The sequence below is a fragment of the Citrobacter pasteurii genome (assembly GCF_019047765.1).
GTDB lineage: Bacteria > Pseudomonadota > Gammaproteobacteria > Enterobacterales > Enterobacteriaceae > Citrobacter > Citrobacter pasteurii.
In genome coordinates this window covers 420,827-445,364 of sequence record NZ_CP077262.1, presented here as the reverse complement: position 1 = coordinate 445,364, position 24,538 = coordinate 420,827, and the positions used below count along the sequence as shown (strand labels likewise).

Below are 24,538 nucleotides of genomic sequence, written 5' to 3'. Positions count from 1 at the left end.
TTTTCGTCGCGCTCTGATGGTAGCGCAAAGTGTGTTTCAGTTCACGATCTGAACCGAAAAAATACAACCATTTGATTTTAATGATTTTAAAAAACATGGCACCCCGTTGATCTGTCAAAATTTGATCGCTATATTTGAAATCAGATTTCGCATAGTGAAATTTAGAGATAAAAAAGCGATCAAATTTAAACAAGGAAACAGGAATGAAAGTCACTTTTGAGCAGTTGAAAGAAGCGTTCAATCGGGTTCTGCTGGCACGCGGTATCGCCGCTGAAACCGCCGATGCCTGTGCCGAAATGTTTGCCCGTACCACCGAGTCCGGTGTGTATTCGCACGGCGTCAACCGTTTTCCCCGTTTCATTCAGCAACTGGATAACGGTGACATCATTCCTGAGGCCAAACCGCAGCGCATTACCAGCCTGGGGGCAATTGAGCAGTGGGATGCCCAACGTTCGATCGGCAATTTGACGGCGAAAAAGATGATGGATCGTGCCATTGAACTGGCCTCCGATCACGGTATTGGCCTGGTCGCGCTGCGTAACGCCAACCACTGGATGCGCGGCGGCAGCTATGGCTGGCAAGCGGCGGAGAAAGGCTACATCGGTATCTGCTGGACCAACTCCATTGCCGTGATGCCTGCATGGGGTTCTAAAGAGTGCTGCATCGGCACTAACCCGCTGATTGTTGCCATCCCCTCCACGCCGATCACCATGGTCGATATGTCGATGTCGATGTTCTCCTACGGCATGCTGGAAGTTAACCGTCTGGCGGGCCGTGAACTGCCGGTGGACGGCGGGTTCGACGATAAAGGTAATCTCACCAGAGAACCTGGCGTTATCGAGAAAAATCGCCGTATCTTGCCAATGGGTTACTGGAAAGGTTCAGGTCTGTCGATTGTGCTGGATATGATCGCCACCCTGCTTTCAGACGGTTCTTCCGTGGCTGAGGTCACCCAGGACAACAGCGATGAATATGGCGTTTCACAGATTTTCATCGCCATTGAAGTAGACAAGCTGATCGACGGCGCCACCCGCGACGCCAAACTGCAGCGCATTATGGATTTCATCACCGCCGCTGAACGCGCAGATGAAAACACGCCTGTCCGCCTGCCGGGCCACGAGTTTACCAAGCTGCTGGAAGAAAACCGCCGCAACGGTATCACCGTTGATGACAGCGTCTGGGCCAAAATTCAGGCGTTGTAAGGAGTCAGAGTATGATCTTTGGACATATCGCTCAGCCTAACCCGTGTCGTTTACCCGCGGCGATTGAAAGGGCGCTCGACTTTCTGCGTAGCACAGACTTCCGCAAACTGGAACCGGGCGTGGTGGAAATCGACGGTAAAAATATCTTCGCGCAGATTATCGATTTAACCACGCGTGATGTTGCCGCAAATCGCCCGGAAGTGCATCGCCGCTACCTGGATATTCAGTTTCTGGCCTGGGGTGAAGAAAAAATCGGTATCGCGATTGATACCGGGAATAACCCAATCAGCGAATCGTTATTAGAACAGCGCGATATTATTTTTTATCACGCCAGCGAACATGAATCATTCATCGAAATGGTTCCGGGAAGCTACGCCATATTTTTCCCGCAGGATGTTCACCGCCCTGCATGTCATAAAACTGTCGCCACGGCGATCCGCAAAATAGTTGTGAAGGTTGCTATTTCAGTTTTATAAAAGGAGCACAACATGAGCGTTAATAATGCCGGTTATATTATCGGTGCGTACCCCTGTGCACCCTCATTTCACCAAAAGAGTGAAGAGGAAGAGAAGGAATTCTGGCGGCTGCTCGCCGATACCCCGGATATTCGCGGTCTGGAGCAGCCCTGCCTTGAACATCTTCACCCGTTAGGCGACGAATGGTTATTGCGTCATACGCCGGGCGACTGGCAAATCGTGGTCACCGCCATTATGGAAACCATGCGCCGTCGCGGCGCAAACAGCGCTTTTGGGCTGGCTTCCAGCGACGAAGAACAGCGTACAGCCTGCGTAGCGTATTACCGTCATCTGCAGCAGAAAATCAACCATATCAATGCAATCCACGCCGGAAAAGTGATTGCGCTGGAGTTGCATGCCGCACCCAATGCCAGCAATCCAAATGTTGCGCAGGCCACCGACGCGTTTGCCCGTTCGCTGAAAGAGATTACCTCCTGGGACTGGTCCTGCGATCTGGTGCTGGAACATTGCGATGCCATGACCGGCATTGCGCCACGCAAAGGCTTTCTGCCGTTAGACAATGTGCTGGAGGTCATTGCCGGGTATGACATCAGCGTGTGCATTAACTGGGCGCGATCGGCCATTGAAGGACAGAACCCCGCTCTGGCGCTGACCCACACACAGCAGGCCAAACGGGCTGGAAAACTGGGCGCGTTGATGTTCTCCGGCACCACAATAACGGGAGACTACGGCGAGTGGCAGGACTTACATGCCCCATTTGCCCCGTTCTGCCCACAAAGCCTGATGACCACCGACCATGCCCGCGAATTATTCGCCTGCGCAGAAGCCGAACCACTGCAATTTGCCGGTATAAAATTGCTGGAAATAAACGCCAATGCAGATGTGAACCATCGCGTAGCAATATTGCGCGACGGCATTGCGACATTAAATAAAACAAAATTATAAAAATAGCACATTACTCTACGAGAATATTAATATGAACATGACCTCTCGCCCTACACTCAAAGATATACCCCGTCAGCGCTGGCTGCGGATTATTCCACCTATTTTAATCGCCTGTATTATTTCTTATATGGACCGCGTCAATATCGCCTTCGCGATGCCGGGCGGTATGGATGCCGAATTAGGTATTTCCGCCACCATGGCAGGACTGGCGGGCGGTATTTTCTTTATCGGTTATCTGTTTTTACAGGTTCCCGGTGGAAAAATTGCCGTTCACGGCAGCGGCAAGAAATTTATCGGCTGGTCGCTGGTTGCCTGGGCGGTGATTTCCGTCCTCACGGGGTTAATCACTAATCAGTACCAACTGCTGGTTCTGCGCTTTTTACTCGGCGTTGCCGAAGGCGGCATGCTGCCGGTGGTGCTGACGATGATCAGTAACTGGTTCCCCGACGCCGAGCGTGGTCGCGCCAATGCGATCGTGATTATGTTTGTGCCGATTGCCGGGATCATTACCGCCCCGCTCTCAGGCTGGATAATCACCGTTCTCGACTGGCGCTGGCTGTTCATTATTGAAGGTTTGCTTTCCGTCGTTGTACTGGTGTTGTGGGCCTATACCGTTTACGACCGTCCACAGGAGGCGCGCTGGATCTCTGAGGCCGAGAAAAATTATCTGGTCGAAACGCTGGCCGCCGAACAAAAAGCCATTGCCGGAACCGAAGTCAAAAATGCCTCTCTGGGCGCGGTGCTTTCCGATAAAACCATGTGGCAGCTCATCGCGCTGAACTTCTTCTATCAGACCGGGATTTACGGTTACACCCTGTGGCTGCCGACCATCCTCAAAGAGTTGACGCACAGCAGCATGGGACAGGTCGGTATGCTCGCCATTCTGCCGTACGTCGGGGCCATTGCCGGGATGTTCCTGTTCTCTTCTCTTTCTGACCGCACCGGCAAACGCAAGCTGTTCGTCTGCCTGCCATTGATTGGCTTTGCCCTGTGCATGTTCCTTTCCGTGGCGCTGAAAAATAACGTCTGGCTGGCTTATGCCGCGCTGGTCGGCTGCGGCTTCTTCCTGCAATCGGCAGCGGGCGTGTTCTGGACCATTCCGGCGCGTTTGTTCAGTGCGGAAATGGCCGGTGGCGCGCGTGGAGTCATCAACGCGCTGGGCAACCTCGGCGGCTTCTGCGGTCCTTATGCGGTCGGCGTACTCATCACCCTGTATAGCAAAGATGCGGGGGTTTACTGCCTGGCTATCTCACTGGCTCTGGCCGCGCTGATGGCGCTGCTGCTGCCAGCCAAATGCGACGCCGGTGCCGCTCCGCTAAAGACACTGAATCCACATAAACGTACAGCGTAAAACAATGCCCGGTGGCGCTTCGCTTACCGGGCCTACAAGCTGCAACCGTCGTAGGCCGGATAAGCGCAGCGCCATCCGGCAAAAATGAGATAACAAGATGAGTGAGAAAGAGACCTTCTGGCTGGGCATTGATTGTGGTGGTACGTATCTGAAAGCCGGGTTGTATGACGCCAAAGGTCATGAGCATGGCATTAACCGGCAATCGTTGCAGACCGCATCGCCATTGCCCGGTTACGCCGAACGCGATATGCACCAGCTGTGGCAACAGTGTGTAGCCACGATCGCCGGGCTGTTAGCACGCACCGGCGTCTGCGGCGATCAAATCAAAGGTGTCGGTATTTCCGCTCAGGGCAAAGGCCTGTTCCTTCTCGATAAGCAGGATAAACCGCTGGGCAATGCCATCCTCTCTTCCGACCGCCGGGCGATGGAAATCGTCCAGCGCTGGCAGCAGGATGGAATTCCCGAGCAGCTCTACCCGGTCACCCGCCAGACGTTATGGACCGGGCACCCGGCATCATTGCTGCGCTGGGTGAAAGAGAATCAACCCCAACGTTACGCGCAAATTGGCTGCATCATGATGGGCCATGACTATCTGCGCTGGTGCTTAACCGGCGTCAAAGGCTGCGAAGAAAGCAATATCTCCGAGTCGAACCTCTACAACATGACTTCGGGTCAGTACGACTCGCGCCTGACCCAGTGGCTGGGCATCAGTGAGATCGACAATGCGCTGCCGCCGATTGTCGGCTCAGCAGAAATATGCGGGGAAATCACCGCTCAGACAGCCGCCATAACCGGTCTGGCGGCGGGCACGCCCGTCGTCGGCGGACTGTTTGATGTGGTTTCCACCGCACTCTGCGCCGGTATCGAAGATGAATACACCCTCAACGCGGTGATGGGTACCTGGGCCGTCACCAGCGGGATCGCTCACGGCCTGCGCGACCACGAGGCCCATCCCTATGTCTATGGGCGCTATGTCAACGACGGGCAGTACATTGTTCACGAAGCCAGTCCGACCTCTTCCGGCAATCTGGAATGGTTTACCGCCCAGTGGGGCGAACTCTCTTTTGCTGAGATCAATCAGGCCGTTGCCAGCTTACCGAAAGCCGGTAGCGAGCTTTTCTTCCTGCCCTTTTTGTACGGCAGCAACGCCGGGCTGGAGATGACCAGCGGCTTTTATGGCATGCAGGCGATACACACTCGCGCCCACTTATTGCAGGCCATCTACGAAGGCGTGGTTTTCAGCCACATGACCCACCTCAACCGCATGCGCGAACGCTTTACGAAGGCACATACCCTGCGCGTCACCGGCGGCCCGGCGCACTCCGACATCTGGATGCAGATGCTGGCAGACGTCAGCGGTTTACGTATCGAATTGCCGCAGATTGAAGAGACCGGTTGCTTTGGCGCTGCGCTCGCCGCCCGCGTCGGCACCGGCGTTTATTCCAACTTCAGCGACGCCCAGCGCAGCCTACAGCACCCGGTGCGCACGCTATTGCCGGACACCGCCGCGCAGGCGAGCTACCAGCGTAAATACCGCCAATATCTGGATTTAATTACCGCACTACAGGGCTACCACGCCCGCATTAAGGAGCACGAATGATGAGTCGACCATTACTACAACTGGCGCTCGACCACACCAGCCTTGAAGCCGCACAACGCGACGTCGCTCTGCTACACGAAAGCGTCGATATCGTTGAGGCGGGGACGATTCTCTGCTTAACCGAAGGGCTGCGCGCCGTGAAAGCCCTGCGCGCTCAGTGCCCGAATAAAATCATCGTCGCCGACTGGAAAGTGGCCGATGCGGGCGAAACCCTCGCGCAGCAAGCCTTTGGCGCAGGTGCCAACTGGATGACCATCATCTGCGCTGCGCCGCTGGCGACGGTAGAGAAAGGTCATGGCATCGCGCAGTCCTGCGGCGGCAAAATTCAGATGGAGCTGTTCGGTAACTGGACGCTGGATGATGCCCGCGACTGGTATCGCGTTGGCGTTCGCCAGGCGATTTACCATCGCGGGCGCGATGCTCAGGCCAGCGGACAACAGTGGGGAGAAGCGGATCTGGCGCGCATGAAGGCGCTTTCCGATATCGGCCTGGAACTGTCGATTACCGGTGGGATCACCCCCGCCGATCTGCCGTTATTCCGCGATATTAACGTGAAAGCCTTTATTGCCGGGCGTGCGCTGGCGGGAGCGCAAAACCCAGCGCAGGTTGCTGGCGAATTCCATGCGCAAATCGACGCTATCTGGGGAACACAGCATGCGTAATCATCCATTAGGTATCTATGAGAAAGCACTCGCCAAAGACCTCAGCTGGCCAGAACGGCTGGTGCTGGCAAAAAGCTGCGGTTTTGATTTTGTCGAAATGTCGGTGGATGAAACCGATGAGCGCCTGTCACGTCTCGACTGGAGCGCAACACAGCGCGCATCGTTAGTCAGCGCGATACTGGAAACAGGCGTGGCGATCCCGTCAATGTGCCTGTCAGCCCACCGTCGTTTTCCCTTTGGCAGCCGCGATGAAACCGTGCGTGAGCGGGCGCGAGAAATAATGAGCAAAGCCATTCGCCTGGCGCGCGATTTAGGTATTCGCACCATTCAACTCGCAGGTTACGACGTCTATTACGAAGAACATGACGCAGGCACGCAGCAGCGCTTTGCCGAAGGACTGGCATGGGCAGTGGAGCAGGCCGCCGCCGCGCAGGTGATGCTGGCGGTAGAAATCATGGATACCGCGTTTATGAACTCGATCAGCAAGTGGAAAAAGTGGGACCAGATGTTGTCCTCGCCGTGGTTCACCGTCTATCCGGACGTCGGTAACCTCAGCGCCTGGGGGAATGACGTCACGGCCGAATTGACGCTGGGTATTGACCGCATCGCTGCTATCCACCTGAAAGACACGTTGCCGGTAACCGAAACCCATCCGGGCCAGTTTCGCGATGTGCCGTTTGGCGAAGGGTGCGTGGACTTTGTTGGCATCTTCAAAACGCTGCATCAGCTGAACTATCGCGGGTCGTTTCTGATTGAAATGTGGACTGAAAAAGCGAAAGAGCCGGTACTGGAAATTATCCAGGCACGGCGCTGGATAGAAGCACGCATGCAGGAAGGAGGATTTCCATGTTAGAACAACTGAGAGCCGAGGTGCTGGCGGCCAACCTGGCGCTCCCGGCACATGGTTTAGTGACCTTTACCTGGGGCAACGTCAGCGCAGTGGATGAAACACGTAAACTGATGGTGATTAAGCCATCCGGCGTGGAATATGAGGTGATGACTGCCGACGATATGGTGGTGGTGGATATTGCCAGCGGCAACGTGGTGGAAGGCAGTAAAAAACCGTCGTCCGACACGCCAACCCATCTGGCGCTGTACCGTCGTTATCCACAGATCGGCGGGATCGTCCATACCCATTCTCGCCACGCGACGATCTGGTCGCAGGCGGGTCTGGATCTCCCGGCATGGGGCACCACCCATGCCGATTATTTCTATGGTTCTATTCCATGTACGCGTCTGATGACCACTGAAGAGATCAACGGCGAATATGAATATCAAACCGGAGAGGTGATCATTCAGACCTTCGAGCAGCGCGATCTCAATCCACTGCAGGTTCCGGCGGTATTGGTGCACTCCCACGGACCGTTCGCCTGGGGTAAAAACGCGGCAGACGCGGTGCATAACGCCGTGGTGCTCGAAGAGTGCGCCTACATGGGGCTGTTCTCTCGCCAGTTGGCCCCGCAGTTGCCGGATATGCAGTCTGAGCTGCTGGATAAACATTATCTGCGCAAACACGGGGCGAATGCGTATTACGGGCAATAACGGGTCAGGCGCTATTGATATGTTCTTTGCAATAGCGCCGTTTCCACGCCGCGGGCGTCAGGCTGGTGTGTTTGCGGAAGATTTTGCGAAACTAGCCCACGTCATTAAACCCACATTTCATCGCCACTTCGGTAAGCGACAACAAATCACTGATCAACAGTTTTTCTGCCGCTCTCACCCGCTGGCGATGCAACGCTTCGATTAACGTCAGCCGGAAAGCGCCACGAAAAACACGCTGTAAATCAAAATGTACGTGGGTAATAGCATGGAAGTTCCCTTGAGAACAGGACGCTCAAATTACGCATTAGCGGCGATTATCCGTGGCATGAGCAGGTAAAAATCACCATCGACTCAGCCGAGCCTGGCAGGAAGGCGTGAAGCAAAGTAGCGCCGACGCTTCGCGCTTTATCCGGCCTGGCGTACTGAAAAGATTGCCCTCCTCCCTGAGGACAAACGGGTGAGAATCAGAAACGCCAGCTCACCCCTGACAGGAAAGTGAAGCTGTCGTCGCGATCGACCATCGGGCTATTTTTAATATCATCCGGTAGCACGCTATAGTTGGCGCTGGCCAGCAACGTCAGGTTAGCGGTTAACGGATATTTCGCGGTCAGCGCAACATAGGGTGTCCAGCTGTCCCCTGGGGAATAACTTGATAACCCGCTACGGCGGGATTCATTGCCAGAGATGCCGTAATAATATTCGTTAAAGTTTTCGTCATAGTAGAGCACGCCAACCGCCGGGGTTAACATCAGTTTGCCCATCGGCATTTGACGGAACAGAGACATTTCTCCAACCCAGCCGTTGCTGTTATCCAGAACATCTGCAGCTGCGGATACTTTTAAGCTGCCCCATTGTTCATGATGATACCAGGCAGCGCCGACCATTGCGGTACTGTCACGCTTATCGAGCTGTTTCATCGCATGATCGTCGTTATCGGCAGGGTCAAATTGAAGCGGCATCCAGGACGCAGTTACGCTAAATTCATTGCTTTTACTTTTTGACAATATATACCCTAAGGTTGTTTGTCTAAAATAAAAAGATTCACTTTCATAACTGACCAGCGGTGCGGCATGAACATTATCATTATATCCGCGATAAGGTGATTCGTTATATACAGCCCCAGCGCCAAGAGAAAATTCTGCGGCTGATGCACTCGCCATAAAAGAAAAAGCAATTAGCGCCACAACATTGCGTTTAGTTAACATGCCAACTTTCCATTTTAAAATAAGCTACAAAGCGCGTGCATAATAATGCTTACAATTTCATCGATGCAACATTCATATTTATATAGTAATATATAAAATCATATATATATTGGGCTTTGCGATGAATAAATTACAACTCAAACACCGGGAGTTGAAGATTATCTCGGTAATCGCTGCCAGTGAAAACATCAGCCACGCAGCGACTATCCTCGGCATTGCGCAAGCCAACGTCAGTAAATATCTTGCTGACTTTGAATCAAAAGTAGGGTTAAAGGTTTTCGACAGAACCACCCGACAACTCACCCTTACTCCGTTTGGCACGGCACTGCTTCCCTATATCAATGACATGCTGGACAGGAACAACCAACTTAATAATTTCATAGCTGATTATAAGCATGAAAAACGTGGTCGTGTCACGGTATATGCTCCAACGGGCATCATTGCTTATTTATCGCAACATGTGATCGCAAAAATTCAGGATATCGGCGATATTAGTCTCTCGCTAAAAACATCTAATCTGGAACGTAAAGCCTTTTATGAAGGAGTCGAATTTCCTGATGACTGTGATGTTTTAATTACCTATGCACATCCAAAAGATGAATCTTTGGTCGCCAGTTTTATTACCAAATATGTGGTTACCGCTTTCGCCAGTAATCAATACCTGGCCCAACATCCCATCAGCACTCCTGAAGAACTTGAGCATCACTCCTGTATTCTGATTGATTCCATGATGATTGATGATGCCAACATTTGGCGATTCTCTTCCTCCGATGGCAAACAAATGCATGACTATCGCGTAACGGGTAATTATGTTTGCGACAATACGCAATCTGCGCTGTCGTTGGCGCGAAACCATCTGGGCATTGTGTTTGCGCCAAATGAAAGTGTAAAAGCCGATATCCAATCTGGGCTGCTGAAGCCGTGCTTTTCTGAACAGCATGAATGGTGGCTGGATCTGGTGGCTATTTTCCGCAAACGTGAATATCAGCCCTGGCGAGTGCAGTACATACTGGATGAAATGTTAAATGAGATTCGCCAGCAGCTTACTCAGGCGCGATATCTGCAGCCTGAGTAAACGAGACCTGGGGATATTTAGTGGTCAAGATACAGATAATGTACCCAACTGGTCATTCGCAACAAGACTTTGCGCATGACGGACACATGTTCGAAGTGGTCTGAATAAACGGCGACCTGAGCGTAAATCCCATCAGGTAACGCGCTAACCTCCGCATTATCATTCAGCTCAATCGTGGCGATCACCCCTTCCGAACCGGGCGTGGAATTTAAAGATTGCAGCGCCCCATTCGACTGGTATGTACCACCCGGCACAGCCGGACTAATCGCAGCCAGTTTACCGCGAAATACCTTACCCGGCAGCGCGTTAAATACCACTTCAGCTTCATCGCCAGGTTCCAGACGCAGCAGCGAGTTTTGACGGAACTGGGCGATAATTTGCCGTTTTTGATCCGGGATAAACACCATCACCGGACGCATAGGCAGCGCGGCGGCATAGGTTCCCGGGCGCATCAGCACCTGCGTAACATAGCCATCACTGGGCGCGCGAACCACGGTCTGGTCCAGGTTGAACTCCGCTTCGGCTAACTGCGCTTTCAGACTGGCAATTTGCGAATTCTCGCCCAGTATCAGGCTGTCTAACTGGCTCTGTATTTGCTGCTGCTCCGCGACAGAGGATTTCACCGATGCTTCCTGCGCCAGATAGTTTTGCCGCGCCGCATCGATATCGTGTTCAGAAAAAGGATTCACCTTCGCCTGACTCCCCTGCGCATAACGCTGGTAATCTTTCGCCAGCTTGTCACGGGTAGCCTTTGCCCGCTGCGTGTTAGCTTTCATTTCGTCCAGCCGCGCCACCAGCGCCTGCTCTTTGTGTTGTGCGGTGACAATATCGGCTTTCAGGCGATCAACCCGCGCCTGATAACGCCCCGGATTAAGTTTAAACAGCACCTCGCCTTTGTTGATCAGCGTATTCTTCTTATCCGTCACTTCCGTCACGACCCCCGTCACCTGCGGTACTACGGGAATAGAAATGACCGCCTTTTGCGCCTTAAAGGTATACGGATGGTTATAATTCATCAGTAATATCAGTCCGCACACAATAAATATACCGCCCAATGCTGCTGTCGGTACTGTCCATTTATTGACAGGTATTTTAAAAATTTTAAATATTGACCATGCACACGCCACATAGGTCAAAACGATGAGTAAATCCATCAATATTACTCCGCCGGATAGGTCTTAACCTCACCCAGTTTCTTTTCCAGATCGGCTACCCGTTCCTGCAGTTGAATAAGAGAAGAGTCCGCACTCTGCATACCCCAGCCGCGCTCCGGGCGATACAGTGTTGCCCAGATCCACAAAAAGGGCCAAATAACATGTAAGGTAAACAAACTCACCCAACCCGCGACATGTATTGCGTCGGCATGAGGATGATTACGTTTTTTTGCAATCAGATAGGGAATATCATGCAGAATAATAACCCCATAAAAAATGACCAGGAATACAAAAACAAGCACTCCTAATGCAAAATAATCAAGAAACATATTTGCCTCAGAGATTGAAATAACAAATAAGAACTCTATTTAGATTAACAAATAGATTGAATGATAGTAGATGAGTATGTATATGGAGTGCAATTATCTTATTTATATAACGACATATGGGTTTATATATAACTGCAGAATAAAGATATGCCCGGCGCAAAACCGGGCAATAAGTGACGAGAAATTAAAACAGTCCCAGAGGTTTATCCGAGTAGCTCACCAGCAGGCACTTGGTTTGCTGATAATGCTCAAGCATCATCTTATGCGTCTCGCGTCCGATGCCCGATTGCTTATAGCCGCCGAACGCCGCATGTGCCGGGTAAGCATGGTAGCAGTTGGTCCATACACGCCCCGCCTGAATCCCACGGCCCATCTTGTACGCCAAATTACCGTTACGGCTCCAGACGCCAGCGCCTAGTCCATATTGAGTGTCATTGGCGATTTCCAGCGCCTCTTCCATGGTTTTGAAGGTCGTGACGGCCAGCACCGGGCCGAAGATCTCTTCCTGGAAAACCCGCATGTTGTTCTTGCCAAACAGAATGGTCGGCTCAAGGTAATAACCCTCTTTTAACTCGCCATCCAGCTGCTTGCGCCGCCCGCCGGTGAGAACATCCGCTCCTTCTTTCTTACCGATATCAATGTAATTCAGAATGGTTTCCAGTTGACCATGCGACACCTGCGCTCCCATCTGCGTTACGCTATCGAGCGGGTTACCGCTGCGGATACTCTCCACGCGGCGAATGGCTCGCTCCATAAAACGTTCGTAAATGGACTCCTGCACCAGCGCACGGCTCGGGCAGGTACAGACTTCACCCTGGTTGAAGGCAAACAACGCAAAGCCTTCCAGCGCTTTATCAAAGAACGCATCTTCTTCATCCATAACGTCGGCAAAGAAGATATTTGGCGACTTGCCGCCGAGCTCCAGCGTGACAGGAATAATATTCTGCGTAGCGTACTGCATGATCTGCTGGCCGACTTCCGTTGAGCCGGTAAACGCCACTTTCGCAATACGTTTTGACGTCGCCAGATACTCACCGATCTCCCCACCCGCGCCGTTTACCACGTTCACCACGCCAGGCGGGAGCAGATCGCCGATGACTTCCATCAGCAACAGTACGGACAGCGGCGTCAGGCGCGCAGGTTTAAGCACCACGCAGTTACCCGCCGCCAGCGCAGGCGCCATCTTCCAACTGGCCATCAGCAGGGGGAAGTTCCACGGAATAATTTGTCCTACCACACCAAGAGGCTCATGGAAGTGATACGCCACGGTCTCGCTATCAACTTCGCTTATTCCCCCTTCCTGCGCACGAATACAGGAAGCGAAATAGCGGAAATGATCAATCGCCAGCGGCACGTCTGCCGCGCTGGTTTCACGAATGGGTTTACCGTTATCCCAGGTTTCTGCCGTCGCCAGCAGTTCCAGGTTTTGCTCCATACGGTCGGCGATTTTGAACAGAATCGCCGCCCTGTCCTGCACGGATGTCTGTGCCCACTTGTCTTTTACTTTGTGCGCGGCATCCAGTGCCAGATCGATATCCTTTTTGCCGGAAGAGGCCACTTCGCACAGTAATTGCCCGGTAACCGGCGTCAGGTTTTGGTAATACTCGCCGTCCACCGGGGCGACCCAGTCACCGCCGATAAAGTTATCGTATCGGGCTTTTAACTTCAGAGGGTAACCATACTCGCCGGGATAAATACGCGTTGAAGGGGGGTTGTTGGTCATGACCGTCTCCTTGCTGTAGGGGTACTACAAGGGTAGACGGGGCTGGCGAATTATTCGCCAGCCATTTACTGCTTTACGACAGGTATCACGAATTACATGGCAGCGCGATAAATCGCCATGATTTCTTCATGAGTCGCCTGAATCGGGTTAGTGAAACCGCAGGCATCTTTCAGGGCATTGGTCGCCAGTACGGCAATATCCTCGTCCTTCACGTTCAGCTCACGCAGACCGGCCGGAATATTCACTTTCTGCGCCAGCTCGCGGATCGCCGTGATGCAGGCTTCCGCCCCTTGCTCTGTGCTCAAACCCGCAACGTTCACGCCCATTGCCGCCGCGCAATCGCGCAGGCGGGCAGCAGCAACTTTACTATTAAATACCTGTACATGCGGCAGCAGTACGGCATTACATACGCCGTGCGGCAGATCGTAGAAGCCACCCAACTGGTGCGCCATGGCGTGTACGTAACCCAGAGAGGCGTTGTTAAAGGCCATGCCCGCGAGGAACTGCGCATAGGCCATGGCTTCGCGCGCCTGAGCATTGCTGCCCTCTTCAACGGCGACCGGCAGGTTTTGCGCAATCATGGTGACCGCTTTCAGCGCACACGCATCGGTAATCGGCGTGGCAGCAATCGACACGTAGGCTTCAATCGCGTGGGTCAACGCATCCATACCGGTTGCCGCCGTCAGCGACTTCGGCATGCCGACCATCAGCGAGGAGTCATTAACCGACAGCAGCGGCGTAACGTGCTTATCGACAATCGCCATTTTAATGTGGCGTACTTCATCAGTAATGATGCAGAAACGGGTCATCTCTGATGCCGTGCCCGCGGTGGTGTTAATGGCGATCATCGGCAACTGCGGTTTTGCAGAACGGTCTACGCCTTCGTAATCGCGAATATCGCCGCCGTTAGCCGCCACCAGCGCAATGCCTTTCGCACAATCGTGTGGGGAACCGCCGCCAAGGGAAATTACGCTATCACAGTCGTGTTCTTTCAACATTTGCAGACCTGCGGCAACGTTGCTGGTTGTCGGATTAGGATGCGTACCATCGTAAATTACGCTGAAAATATCACGTTCCTGCAGCGCTTTTTGAATTTCACTCGCCATACCTAATTTCGCCAGCATGGCATCCGTGACAATTAACGTACGACGAAAACCATATTCCGCCATTGTATTCATTGCGTCTTTTAATGAACCAGCGCCAATTACATTCACGGAAGGAATAAAAAATGTTGAAGCAGCCATTATACGATCCTTAATTACTCAAAAGAGGCAGGAAGCATACGAGTGATAATCCCAACAAAATATGATCGTGGTTGTTATTTTAATAACATTAGAAATTAAAAAGCACATTAGGTTCATAATCTAATGTGCTTATTTCAATCAATATCTATTTTGTATTAATTCATTTATTTTCTGAATTAATTGTTTCATTACTTTTCGGGAAACAGTAATGCATCGCGTAATAAATGATCATTTCCCCGACGACGCGTAAAACCAATACGGTCAAAATATTCCAGAATCTGAATAGCCAATTTACGCCCAACGTTAAGCCTGTCGCGGAAATCGGCAGCGCAGGTCGATCCTCGCTCCTGATCCAGTTCGCGGATCATATTGGCAAAGGCCACAATCCGATCGTTACGGTAATAGCGATCTTTAACGATCGCGGTGATGATGCCTTGCTGCGCCGCTTGCCGTAACGCCATACGCATTATCTGCTCATCCGTACCGGTCTGTTTTGCCAGATCGCGTACCCACCATGGCTCATCGCCAAAAAGCGGTTCTGCTTTTTGCCAGATAGCCTGCTGCTCATCGCTAAAACCGGCCTTATGATCGGGCAAATGCAGCCAGCCATGATGACTATGGATGACGCCGCTCTCACGCATCTTTTCAATCAGCAGCAGAACCAGTGCTTCGTCTTCCATTGGCAAAGCCATCCGGCGCAGGCGTTCGCGCCCGGGCCCTGGCTCATCACGGTGCTGGTCGTGGTAAGTCGCCAGCGTATCAAGGATTTTGCGCTGCCAGAGAGCGGCAACGGTGGCATTCAACAGACTGTATCCCGCCTGAATAAAGCCATGCTGCTCAATCAACGGACGCATGCCGTTACCGTTGAGCTGACGCGCCCAGGCGAAGTCAGGAATATTCACCGCTCCGCGCGTCAGATGCAGCGCCAGGGCGTCGCCGTCATTTTGCGCCTTCTCCAGCGCCGCCAGCCATTGTAAATACTCCGGCTTACGCTTCCCGCGACGCGGCGGATTGAGCGTTACCACGCGCGCACCGGCCAGCGTCGTGCGAGCTGAAATATCACGCAGCACCAGACGGTCGTTATCGGCGAGCCACAGTGGTGTATCAAACACCAGCTCTGCCAGCGTCCCTTCGAGCAGGGAAATACGCCCGGTGACGTGGCTGGCCGCGTGGTGAATATGCAGCGGTTGCCACTGCATCAGCGGTGCAGCGTGTTCTAAAGAGACAATGACGCGTGAGAAGGCCTCCGGCGGCGCATCAGCAAGCAGCCAGTCACCGCGGTTAAGGTCTTCTTTTTGCGCATCACCGGCAATATTCAGGGCAATACGTTGTCCCGCCTGTGCGCGATCGGTGGCGTGATTTTGCGCATGCAGGCTACGTACGCGCATCGGTTTGTTGACGCCCGTGAGCCACAACGTATCACCGACATTCACTTCACCGCTGAGCGCCGTCCCGGTCACCACCAGTCCCGCGCCTTTGACCGTAAAAGCCCGGTCAATCGCAAGGCGAAAGCTGCGATCGCGGGCATGCTCACGCGACGTTAGTTGCAGCAAATGTTCGCGCAGTTCTTCGATTCCACGGCCTTCACTGGCGGCCGTCACAAACAGAACCGCATCGGCGAAACCATAGTTCTCAAGCGTAGTGTGCACCTCAGCACGCACCGCGTTGATGCGAGCTTCATCCACGCGATCGGCTTTGGTGAGCGCCACGGTGATCTGCGGATTGCCCGTCAACTGCAGAATTTGCAAATGCTCACGCGTTTGCGCCATCACGCCGTCATCACACGCCACCACCAGCAGCGCGTGATCGATACCGCCGACACCCGCCAGCATGTTGGAAAGAAACTTTTCGTGTCCGGGAACATCGATAAATCCCAGTATCCGCCCGTCCGGCTGCGGCCAGTAGGCATAGCCGAGATCGATGGTCATGCCGCGCTTTTTTTCTTCCGGCAGACGGTCGGCGTTCACGCCGGTAATCGCCTGTAATAACGTTGTTTTTCCGTGGTCAACGTGTCCGGCGGTTGCAATAATCATTTCAGCATCATCTCCATAAACCGGGTCTCGTCTTCAAGGCAGCGCAGGTCCAGCCACATGCGGCCATCATAAATCCGGCCAATGATCGGCACGGGCAGCGCACGCCAGCGGGCGGCCAGGGCTTCGAGGCGGCTACCGCGCCCATCATGGGGGGTAAAGGTTAATGCCGCGCTGGGCAGTCTATCAACCGGTAGCGAACCGCTGCCAATTTGCGACAGGCAAGGCATGACGTTCAGGGAGAATTCGTCGCCGTAATGCTCAGCAAGCTGTGCCTGTAATTGTTGTGCCTGCGCGTGTACAGCCTCTTGCGAACGGGTGAGCTGGCGTAGCGTCGGCAACTTCTGCGCCAGCGCTTCCGGGTGCAGGTAGAGCCGCAGCGTCGCTTCCAGCGCAGCCAATGTCATTTTATCAGCCCGTAATGCGCGTTTCAGCGGATGGCTCTGTAAGCGAGCGATCATCTCTTTTTTACCGACGATTATCCCGGCCTGCGGCCCGCCCAGCAGTTTATCCCCAGAGAAGCTCACCAGGCTGACGCCAGCGGCAATCAGCTGTTGCGGCATCGGCTCCTGCGGTAATCCATACTGGCTGAGATCGACCAGCGAGCCGCTGCCGAGATCCGCCACCACTGGCACATCCAACGCCTTGCCAATAGCGGCCAGCTCAGCCTCATCCACCGAGCTGGTAAAGCCTTCAATGCTGTAATTACTGGTATGGACTTTCATCAGCAGAGCGGTATTTTCATTCACCGCCTGACGGTAATCTTTCGCATGGGTCCGGTTGGTAGTACCTACCTCACGCAGAACACATCCGGCCTGGCACATCACGTCCGGAATACGAAACGCGCCGCCAATTTCCACCAGCTCACCGCGCGAAACGACCACCTCTTTGCCGTTAGCCGTAGCGGCCAGCATCAATAAAACCGCTGCCGCATTGTTATTGACGATACAGGCATCCTCCGCCCCCGTCAGACGGCAGAGTAAATCCGCCAGCGCCCGATCCCGATGTCCACGCCCGGCGTCAGTCAGGCTGTATTCCAGCGTCACCGGCGTACGCATTGCTTGCACCACCGCCTCGATCGCTTCTTCGGCCTGCGACGCGCGCCCAAGATTGGTATGCAGCACCGTTCCGGTCAGATTAATCACCGGACGCAACGCGCTTTGCGATTCTCGTTCCAGCCGGGCGCTGGCTTCTTGCGCCCAGTCCTCACACCATGCCGGGAGCGCGTGCGTGTCGCGAATCGTTTCCCTGGCTTCGTCGAGCATATGACGCAGCAGGTCAACTACCCGGGTATGACCGTGAGAATCACGTAAGGCTGGGAAGGCGCTATCGCGCAATAAACGATCGATAGCGGGAAGCTGGCTGTAGAGTGAACGCATGTCGGTTGTCATGAAAGGGCCTGGCTGTTGGTGGCCCTCTCCACCGTGGAGAGGGCTATCGATATAGGAAGGATTGTACCGTGACTTTGCTCAGGCGGACATACATACACATCAAGCCTTTGGCGGTTCTGTGCGGGCAAAACTTTCGCGTTGAAAAAGCGTTTCCACCAGTTTGACCAGACGCGGGCGGTCAACACACCAGCCGGGCGCGACCCGACGGAAATTGAGATAACCGACGGCGCAGGCAATCGCAATGGTAGCCAGGTTAACCGTATCCGTTTTCAGCGTACCGTCCGCCAGATAGCCTTCCAGCATATCCAGACTGCGGGTGATCTTCTCCCGCTGGCGTAACAGTTCAGTTTCTGACTGCTGCGCGGCGGGGCGAGCCTGCTCGCGCACCGAGACTAATCCCGCATCCATAATACCGTCGGCCAACGCTTCCAGTTGACGAACTTTGAGTGCCGCTAACGGTTCACCCGGTAGCATGGCTGGCGCAATATCCAGCAGCTCTATGTATTCTGCGATGATCGGAGAATCAAACCAGTACTCACCCTCATCGGTGACCAGCGCGGGCACTTTGCCTAATGGATTGTATCGCGCCACGCCGTTTTCCGCGTTATAGGGGAGTTCATTCACAAATACGAAGGTGATGCCCTTTTCCAGTAACAGAACAGAAATTTTACGCACAAAAGGGCTGGTATAGCTGCCAATGAGTTTCATGCCGGGTCCTTTTTGCCAACAAAAATATCAGTATGGCTCAGGTCACCATAAATGGCAGGTGATGACGGTCTCAATGATCCAAATAAAGGTAATGCATCCAACTGGTCATACGCAGCAGTACCTTACGCATCACCGACACGTGGGCAAAATGGTCGGAGTAAACCGCCACCTGGGCATAAATACCGTCCGGTAAGGCGTCTACTTCGGCATTTGGCTCCAGCTCAATCGTGGCCAGCACGCCATCGGTACCCGGCACCACCGTCAGAGACTGCAATGCTCCTTGAGCCTGATAAGAACCTCCCGGCACAACCGGCAGAATGCTGGTCAACTTACCAGAGAAAACCTGACCCGGCAGCGCATTAAACACCACTTCCGCTTCGTCGCCCGGTTTAAGACGCAGCAATGAGTTCTGGCGGAATTGCGCCACGATTTGCCGTTTTTGTTCCGGAATAAATACCATCACCGGGCGCAGAGGCAGTGCGGCGGCGTAGGTTCCGGGCCGAATAAGCACCTGCGTAACATAGCCGTTGCTGGGGGCGCGGACGATAGTCTGCTCAAGATTGTATTTGGCTTCAGCGAGCTGAGCGCGCAGTGACGCAACCTGGGATTGCTCCCCGTTGACCATACTGTCTAACTGACTCTGAATCTGCGTCTGTTCGGCAACGGAGCCTTTTACCAGCGCATCCTGTGCCAGATAGTTCTGCCGGGCGTTGTCGATATCGCTTTCAGAGAAGGGATTAACCTTCGCCTGGCTGCCTTTCAAATAGCGTTGATAATCCTTATACAGACGGTCGCGTTCAGCGGAAACGCGGGTGGTATTGGCGACGGCTTCAGAAAGTTGGGCTTTCAGATTGTCGATGTTGTGCGTGGCGGTAACAAGATCAGCCTGCAGTCGGTCCACTCGCGCCTGATAACGCACGGGATCGAGTTTAAATAACACCTCGCCTTTTTTAATTAGCTGATTATTTTTATCTGTCACCTCACTCACAATTCCCGTGACCTGCGGGGTTACAGGAATTGAAATAACCGCCTTTTGCGCCGTAAAGGTATACGGATGGTTATAGTTCATTAATAAGATGAGTCCCGCCACAATAAACACCCCACCTAATGCGGCGGTGGCAAGCGTCCATTGGTTTACCGGAATACGGAATATTTTAAAGATGGCCCAGGCAAATGCCACGTAAGTCAGGACAATCAACAAATCCATGATCAAATCTCCGGAAAGGTGGAGTTATCGTCCTTTTTCTCCCCATCCAGTCTTTTTTCCAACTGGGTGATGCGCGTAGCCAGCGCGGCAATGTCAGGGTCAGGTTCCTTCCCGGTCGGCGTAATGTGTGACTGCATCCCCCAACCTCGTTCTGGCTGATAGAGCGTGGCCCAGATCCACAGGAACGGCCAGATGACGTGCAGCGTAAATAAGCTCACCCAACCCGCAGTATGGATGGCATCGGCATGGGGATGGTTGCGCTTCTTAGCCATGTTATAGGGAATATCATGGATGGCGATGATTCCGTAAAACAGAACCAGAAAAACGAAGATCAGCACACCTAACGCGAAATAGTTTAGAAACATACCCGCCTCGTATTCACGCTAATCAGAGCTTTCAATTGCAGGCAGCCGAAAGGAGTCATGACTGGTAATTTGAACATAATTGCAGTTAGTCATTTCCGCCATACCACCAGGGTATAAATTTGCAGGTTAACGGCTCGCGGGGTAGCAACAAGAAATGGGGGATGAAACAGAATCCGCGCCAGATCACATCAGGAGAAATCCCGACAAATATTTATTGCGAAGTAGATCACAAATACTCAACAAACAGCCAAAGCAAAAACGTGAACAACTTCACATTTAAGTACCTTTTTCAGCCCACTCTCGCGTAATGATGTTTTTTTATACCGGGATTTTGTGATCAAAATCACATTAAGTAATACCGTAAACCCTATATTTACGTGATATTGATCACACTAAAAGTCATCGACTGGACAGTTGAACGATTCAGTGCCAGATTTCGCAGTATCTACAGGGTCCGGCTACCTCCTGCCGCTACATTAACAAACCTCGGGCTTTCAGCCTGCGCGATAGCAAACATAAGAAGGGGTGTTTTTATGTCATCCGATATTAAGATCAAGGTGCAAAGCTTTGGTCGATTCCTCAGCAACATGGTGATGCCAAATATCGGCGCGTTTATCGCGTGGGGTATTATCACCGCATTATTCATTCCGACAGGGTGGTTGCCAAACGAAACGCTGGCGAAGCTGGTCGGCCCAATGATCACCTATCTGCTGCCGCTGTTGATCGGTTATACCGGTGGTAAGCTGGTTGGCGGCGAGCGTGGCGGCGTGGTCGGTGCTATCACCACCATGGGCGTTATCGTCGGCGCCGATATGCCGATGTTCCTCGGCGCGATGATCGCAGGTCCGCTGGGCGGCTGGGCTATCAAACATTTCGACGGCTGGGTAGACGGTAAGATCAAGTCCGGTTTTGAGATGCTGGTGAATAACTTCTCCGCTGGCATCATCGGGATGATCCTCGCCATTCTGGCATTCCTTGGCATTGGCCCATTGGTTGAAGCACTTTCCAAAATCCTGGCGGCAGGCGTTAACTTCATGGTTGTCCATGACATGCTGCCGCTGGCGTCTATCTTCGTTGAACCGGCGAAAATCCTGTTCCTCAACAACGCCATCAACCACGGTATTTTCTCACCGCTGGGTATTCAGCAGTCCCATGAGATGGGCAAATCCATCTTCTTCCTGATTGAAGCTAACCCGGGTCCGGGTATGGGCGTCCTGCTGGCATACATGTTCTTCGGTCGCGGCAGCGCTAAACAGTCTGCAGGCGGCGCGGCTATCATCCACTTCCTGGGTGGTATCCACGAAATTTACTTCCCGTACGTGCTGATGAACCCGCGTCTGATCCTGGCCGTCATCCTCGGCGGTATGACTGGCGTATTTACCCTGACTATCCTGAACGGCGGCCTGGTTTCTCCGGCCTCTCCGGGTTCTATTCTGGCCGTACTGGCAATGACGCCGAAGGGTGCTTACTTCGCCAACATCGCGGCAATTTGTGCGGCAATGGCGGTCTCCTTTGTGGTCTCGGCCATTCTGCTGAAAACCAGCAAAGTGAAAGAAGAAGATGACATTGAAGCCGCAACCCGTCGTATGAACGACATGAAAGCGGAATCCAAAGGCGCATCTCCGCTGGCGGCTGGCGACGTGACCAACGACCTGAGCCATGTGCGTAAAATCATTGTTGCCTGCGATGCCGGCATGGGTTCCAGCGCCATGGGTGCGGGCGTACTGCGTAAGAAAGTGCAGGATGCCGGTCTGTCGCAGATTTCCGTCACCAACAGCGCGATCAACAATCTGCCGCCGGATGTGGATCTGGTCATTACCCACCGTGACCTGACCGAACGCGCGATGCGCCAGGTTCCGCAGGCACAGCACATTTCGCTGACCAACTTCCTCGACAGCGGTCTGTACTCCAACCTGACCGAACGCCTGGTCGCTGCACAGCGCCACAACGTGAACGAAGAGAAAGTCCGCGATCACCTGCAAGACAGCTTTGAAGAGGGTGATACCCATCTGTTCAAACTGGGTGCGGAGAATATCTTCCTGGGCCGTAAAGCCACCAACAAAGAAGAAGCGATTCGCTTTGCCGGTGAACAACTGGTGAAAGGCGGCTATGTTGAGCCAGAATACGTCGAGGCGATGCTGGACCGCGAAAAACTGACCCCGACTTACCTCGGCGAGTCTATCGCTGTACCGCACGGTACGGTTGAAGCCAAAGACCGCGTGCTGAAAACCGGCGTGGTGTTCTGCCAGTATCCGGAAGGTGTACGTTTCGGTGAAGAAGAAGACGATATCGCCCGCCTGGTCATTGGTATCGCTGCGCGTAACAACGAGCACATCCAGGTGATCACCAGTCTGACCAACGCGCTGGATGACGAATCCGTGATCGAACGTCTGGCCCATACCACCAGCGTGGATGAAGTTCTGGCGCTGCTGGCGGGTCGTAAGTAAACCCCGTTGCCCGATAGCGCTACGCTAATCGGGCCTACGGTTTCCTCTCCCGCAAGGGAGAGGGTTTGGGTGAGGGGAAATCTATGCAGTCCCTCACCCCAGCCCTCTTGGGTAAAAACATTAATGAAGGTTAATACTATGAAAGCATTACATTTTGGCGCAGGTAATATCGGTCGTGGCTTTATCGGCAAACTGCTGGCGGACGCGGGGATACAGCTGACGTTCGCGGATGTAAATCAGGTCGTGCTCGATGCCCTGAATGCCCGTCATAGCTATCAGGTTCATGTGGTCGGTGAAAACGAGCAGGTTGATACCGTTTCCGGCGTCAACGCCGTGAGCAGCATCGGCGATGATGTCGTTGAACTGATTGCCCACGTAGATTTAGTCACCACCGCCGTCGGTCCGGTCGTGCTTGAGCGTATCGCTCCGGCCATCGCCAAAGGGTTGGTTAAACGCAAAGCGCAGGGTATTGTGACTCCGCTGAATATCATCGCCTGTGAAAACATGGTGCGCGGCACGACCCAGTTGAAAGGCCACGTAATGAACGCGCTGGCAGATGAAGACAAAGCCTGGGTTGAAGAACATGTTGGCTTCGTCGATTCCGCCGTAGACCGCATCGTTCCCCCTTCCGCTTCTGCGACCAACGACCCGCTGGAAGTCACCGTCGAAACCTTCAGTGAGTGGATTGTCGACAAAACGCAATTCAAAGGCGAACTGCCAAACATCCCGGGAATGGAATTAACTGATAACCTGATGGCATTTGTCGAACGTAAACTCTTCACGCTGAACACCGGGCATGCTATAACCGCGTACCTCGGAAAATTGACCGGTCATCAGACCATCCGTGACGCGATTCTCGACGAGAAAATCCGTGCAGTGGTAAAAGGTGCGATGGAAGAGAGCGGCGCGGTACTGATCAAACGCTATGGCTTTGATGCGGCAAAACATGCAGCATATATTCAGAAAATCCTCGGTCGCTTTGAAAACCCGTATCTGAAAGATGACGTTGAGCGCGTTGGCCGTCAGCCACTGCGTAAACTGAGCGCGGGCGACCGTCTGATTAAACCGCTACTGGGCACGCTGGAGTACGGCCTGCCGCACGCGAATCTGGTCACCGGTATTGCAGCAGCGATGCACTATCGCAGTGAAGAAGATCCGCAGGCACAGGAGCTGGCCGCGCTGATTGACGAAAAAGGTCCGCAGGCCGCGCTGGCGCAGGTTTCCGGTCTGGATGCCAATAGTGATGTGGTGGCGGAGGCGGTTAACGCATATAACGCGACCAAATGATTGAGAATGTGGCGCAGGTCAGCCTGCGCCCAAATGACAGATTGTCAGATATGCAGGCAATAATGGAACAAACGCAGGCCTTTGAAAATCGTGTGCTTGAGCGTCTGAATGCTGGCAAAACCGTACGCAGCTTCCTCATCACCGCCGTAGAACTGCTCACCGAGGCGGTGAATATCCTTGTGCTTCAGGTATTTCGCAAAGATGACTATGCGGTAAAATATGCCGTAGAACCGTTGCTCGACGGTGACGGTCCGCTGGGCGATCTTTCCGTTCGTCTCAAACTCATCTATGGTCTGGGCGTACTCAGCCGCCCGGAATATGAAGATGCGGAACTGCTGATGGCGCTGCGGGAAGAGTTAAACCATGACGGCAATGAATACGCGTTCACCGACGACGAGATTCTTGGCCCGTTTGGCGAACTTCACTGCGTGACGGCACTCCCGCCGCCACCGCAGTTTGATACCTCAGACTCAGGTTTGCACGCTATGCAGATCCAGCGCTACCAGCAGATGGTGCGCTCCACGATGGTACTTTCCCTGACCGAGCTGATTTCTAAAATCAGCTTAAAAAAAGCCTTTCAAAAATAAGACCCTGC

General features: G+C 53.4%; 22 protein-coding genes and 2 pseudogenes. 13 read left to right on the top strand and 11 right to left on the bottom strand.

Annotated features, from left to right (window positions below; all coding sequences use genetic code 11):
- The first annotated feature begins 203 nt into the window (after positions 1-203).
- From yiaK to araD, 8 genes are all read left to right on the top strand, one after another.
- Positions 204-1,202 (top strand): 3-dehydro-L-gulonate 2-dehydrogenase, encoded by a 999-nt coding sequence (gene yiaK / locus I6L54_RS02185; protein ID WP_040231609.1) that lies wholly within the window; start codon positions 204-206, stop codon positions 1,200-1,202.
- Positions 1,203-1,213: 11 nt separating this feature from the next.
- Positions 1,214-1,678, top strand: coding sequence for a YhcH/YjgK/YiaL family protein (locus I6L54_RS02180; protein ID WP_040231608.1), 465 nt, complete (start codon positions 1,214-1,216; stop codon positions 1,676-1,678).
- 12 nt (positions 1,679-1,690) lie between these two features.
- A complete protein-coding gene (locus I6L54_RS02175) occupies positions 1,691-2,623 on the top strand; it encodes a DUF4862 family protein (protein WP_040231606.1) in 933 nt (310 codons plus the stop codon).
- Between the two features lie 31 nt (positions 2,624-2,654).
- Positions 2,655-3,974 (top strand): MFS transporter, encoded by a 1,320-nt coding sequence (locus I6L54_RS02170; protein ID WP_005120509.1) that lies wholly within the window; start codon positions 2,655-2,657, stop codon positions 3,972-3,974.
- Positions 3,975-4,071: 97 nt separating this feature from the next.
- Positions 4,072-5,574, top strand: a complete 1,503-nt coding sequence (locus tag I6L54_RS02165) for an FGGY-family carbohydrate kinase (RefSeq protein WP_005120508.1) — start codon at positions 4,072-4,074, stop codon at positions 5,572-5,574.
- On the top strand, positions 5,574-6,236 hold the full coding sequence (gene ulaD, locus I6L54_RS02160) for a 3-keto-L-gulonate-6-phosphate decarboxylase UlaD (protein WP_040231774.1): 663 nt from the start codon (positions 5,574-5,576) through the stop codon (positions 6,234-6,236). Before I6L54_RS02165 ends, ulaD begins: the two co-directional genes overlap by 1 nt.
- The gene (locus I6L54_RS02155) at positions 6,229-7,089 is read left to right on the top strand and encodes an L-ribulose-5-phosphate 3-epimerase (RefSeq protein ID WP_040231605.1); all 861 of its coding nucleotides are present in this window, start codon (positions 6,229-6,231) and stop codon (positions 7,087-7,089) included. Before ulaD ends, I6L54_RS02155 begins: the two co-directional genes overlap by 8 nt.
- Positions 7,083-7,778, top strand: coding sequence for an L-ribulose-5-phosphate 4-epimerase (gene araD, locus I6L54_RS02150; protein WP_005120504.1), 696 nt, complete (start codon positions 7,083-7,085; stop codon positions 7,776-7,778). Before I6L54_RS02155 ends, araD begins: the two co-directional genes overlap by 7 nt.
- A 4-nt stretch (positions 7,779-7,782) precedes the next feature.
- Here the strand turns inward: araD and I6L54_RS02145 are convergent.
- Positions 7,783-8,019: pseudogene (locus tag I6L54_RS02145) on the bottom strand (helix-turn-helix domain-containing protein); the annotation flags it as partial.
- Here I6L54_RS02145 and I6L54_RS24535 point away from each other — a divergent pair.
- Positions 8,020-8,147 (top strand): annotated as a pseudogene (locus I6L54_RS24535) (hypothetical protein); the annotation flags it as partial.
- Between the two features lie 95 nt (positions 8,148-8,242).
- Here the strand turns inward: I6L54_RS24535 and I6L54_RS02140 are convergent.
- Complete coding sequence (locus I6L54_RS02140; RefSeq protein ID WP_040231602.1) at positions 8,243-8,983, bottom strand: MipA/OmpV family protein; 741 nt, start codon at positions 8,981-8,983, stop codon at positions 8,243-8,245.
- 121 nt (positions 8,984-9,104) lie between these two features.
- Between I6L54_RS02140 and I6L54_RS02135 the strand changes: the two genes are divergently transcribed.
- Positions 9,105-10,058 (top strand): LysR family transcriptional regulator, encoded by a 954-nt coding sequence (locus I6L54_RS02135; protein WP_005120500.1) that lies wholly within the window; start codon positions 9,105-9,107, stop codon positions 10,056-10,058.
- 17 nt (positions 10,059-10,075) lie between these two features.
- Here I6L54_RS02135 and I6L54_RS02130 read toward each other — a convergent pair whose 3' ends face one another.
- The 9 genes from I6L54_RS02130 to I6L54_RS02090 form a co-directional block, all read right to left on the bottom strand.
- Complete coding sequence (locus I6L54_RS02130) at positions 10,076-11,212, bottom strand: HlyD family secretion protein (RefSeq protein ID WP_005120499.1); 1,137 nt, start codon at positions 11,210-11,212, stop codon at positions 10,076-10,078.
- Between the two features lie 5 nt (positions 11,213-11,217).
- Positions 11,218-11,541, bottom strand: a complete 324-nt coding sequence (locus tag I6L54_RS02125) for a DUF3302 domain-containing protein (RefSeq protein ID WP_005120498.1) — start codon at positions 11,539-11,541, stop codon at positions 11,218-11,220.
- A 184-nt stretch (positions 11,542-11,725) separates the two neighbouring features.
- Positions 11,726-13,264, bottom strand: coding sequence for an aldehyde dehydrogenase AldB (aldB, locus tag I6L54_RS02120; protein ID WP_003837670.1), 1,539 nt, complete (start codon positions 13,262-13,264; stop codon positions 11,726-11,728).
- 92 nt (positions 13,265-13,356) lie between these two features.
- Complete coding sequence (gene yiaY / locus I6L54_RS02115; RefSeq protein ID WP_040231601.1) at positions 13,357-14,508, bottom strand: L-threonine dehydrogenase; 1,152 nt, start codon at positions 14,506-14,508, stop codon at positions 13,357-13,359.
- 188 nt (positions 14,509-14,696) lie between these two features.
- Complete coding sequence (gene selB, locus I6L54_RS02110; protein WP_040231599.1) at positions 14,697-16,541, bottom strand: selenocysteine-specific translation elongation factor; 1,845 nt, start codon at positions 16,539-16,541, stop codon at positions 14,697-14,699.
- Positions 16,538-17,929, bottom strand: coding sequence for an L-seryl-tRNA(Sec) selenium transferase (selA, locus tag I6L54_RS02105; protein ID WP_040231598.1), 1,392 nt, complete (start codon positions 17,927-17,929; stop codon positions 16,538-16,540). The genes selB and selA overlap by 4 nt, the downstream gene beginning before the upstream one ends.
- A gap of 99 nt (positions 17,930-18,028) precedes the next feature.
- Positions 18,029-18,637 carry a glutathione S-transferase gene (locus I6L54_RS02100; RefSeq protein ID WP_040231596.1) on the bottom strand — a complete coding sequence of 203 codons (609 nt, stop codon included), beginning with the start codon at positions 18,635-18,637 and terminating at the stop codon, positions 18,029-18,031.
- A gap of 70 nt (positions 18,638-18,707) precedes the next feature.
- Complete coding sequence (locus I6L54_RS02095) at positions 18,708-19,844, bottom strand: HlyD family secretion protein (RefSeq protein ID WP_040231594.1); 1,137 nt, start codon at positions 19,842-19,844, stop codon at positions 18,708-18,710.
- 2 nt (positions 19,845-19,846) lie between these two features.
- Positions 19,847-20,209 carry a DUF3302 domain-containing protein gene (locus I6L54_RS02090; protein ID WP_040231593.1) on the bottom strand — a complete coding sequence of 121 codons (363 nt, stop codon included), beginning with the start codon at positions 20,207-20,209 and terminating at the stop codon, positions 19,847-19,849.
- 533 nt (positions 20,210-20,742) lie between these two features.
- On the opposite strand from I6L54_RS02090, the gene mtlA reads away from it, so the two are divergent.
- The 3 genes from mtlA (at position 20,743) to mtlR (ending at position 24,530) form a co-directional block, all read left to right on the top strand.
- Positions 20,743-22,656 carry a PTS mannitol transporter subunit IICBA gene (mtlA, locus tag I6L54_RS02085; RefSeq protein WP_005120488.1) on the top strand — a complete coding sequence of 638 codons (1,914 nt, stop codon included), beginning with the start codon at positions 20,743-20,745 and terminating at the stop codon, positions 22,654-22,656.
- Between the two features lie 138 nt (positions 22,657-22,794).
- On the top strand, positions 22,795-23,943 hold the full coding sequence (gene mtlD / locus I6L54_RS02080; protein ID WP_005120487.1) for a mannitol-1-phosphate 5-dehydrogenase: 1,149 nt from the start codon (positions 22,795-22,797) through the stop codon (positions 23,941-23,943).
- Positions 23,940-24,530: a mannitol operon repressor MtlR gene (gene mtlR, locus I6L54_RS02075; RefSeq protein WP_005120486.1), complete on the top strand. Its 591-nt coding sequence runs from the start codon at positions 23,940-23,942 to the stop codon at positions 24,528-24,530. Before mtlD ends, mtlR begins: the two co-directional genes overlap by 4 nt.
- The last annotated feature ends 8 nt before the right edge of the window (positions 24,531-24,538 follow it).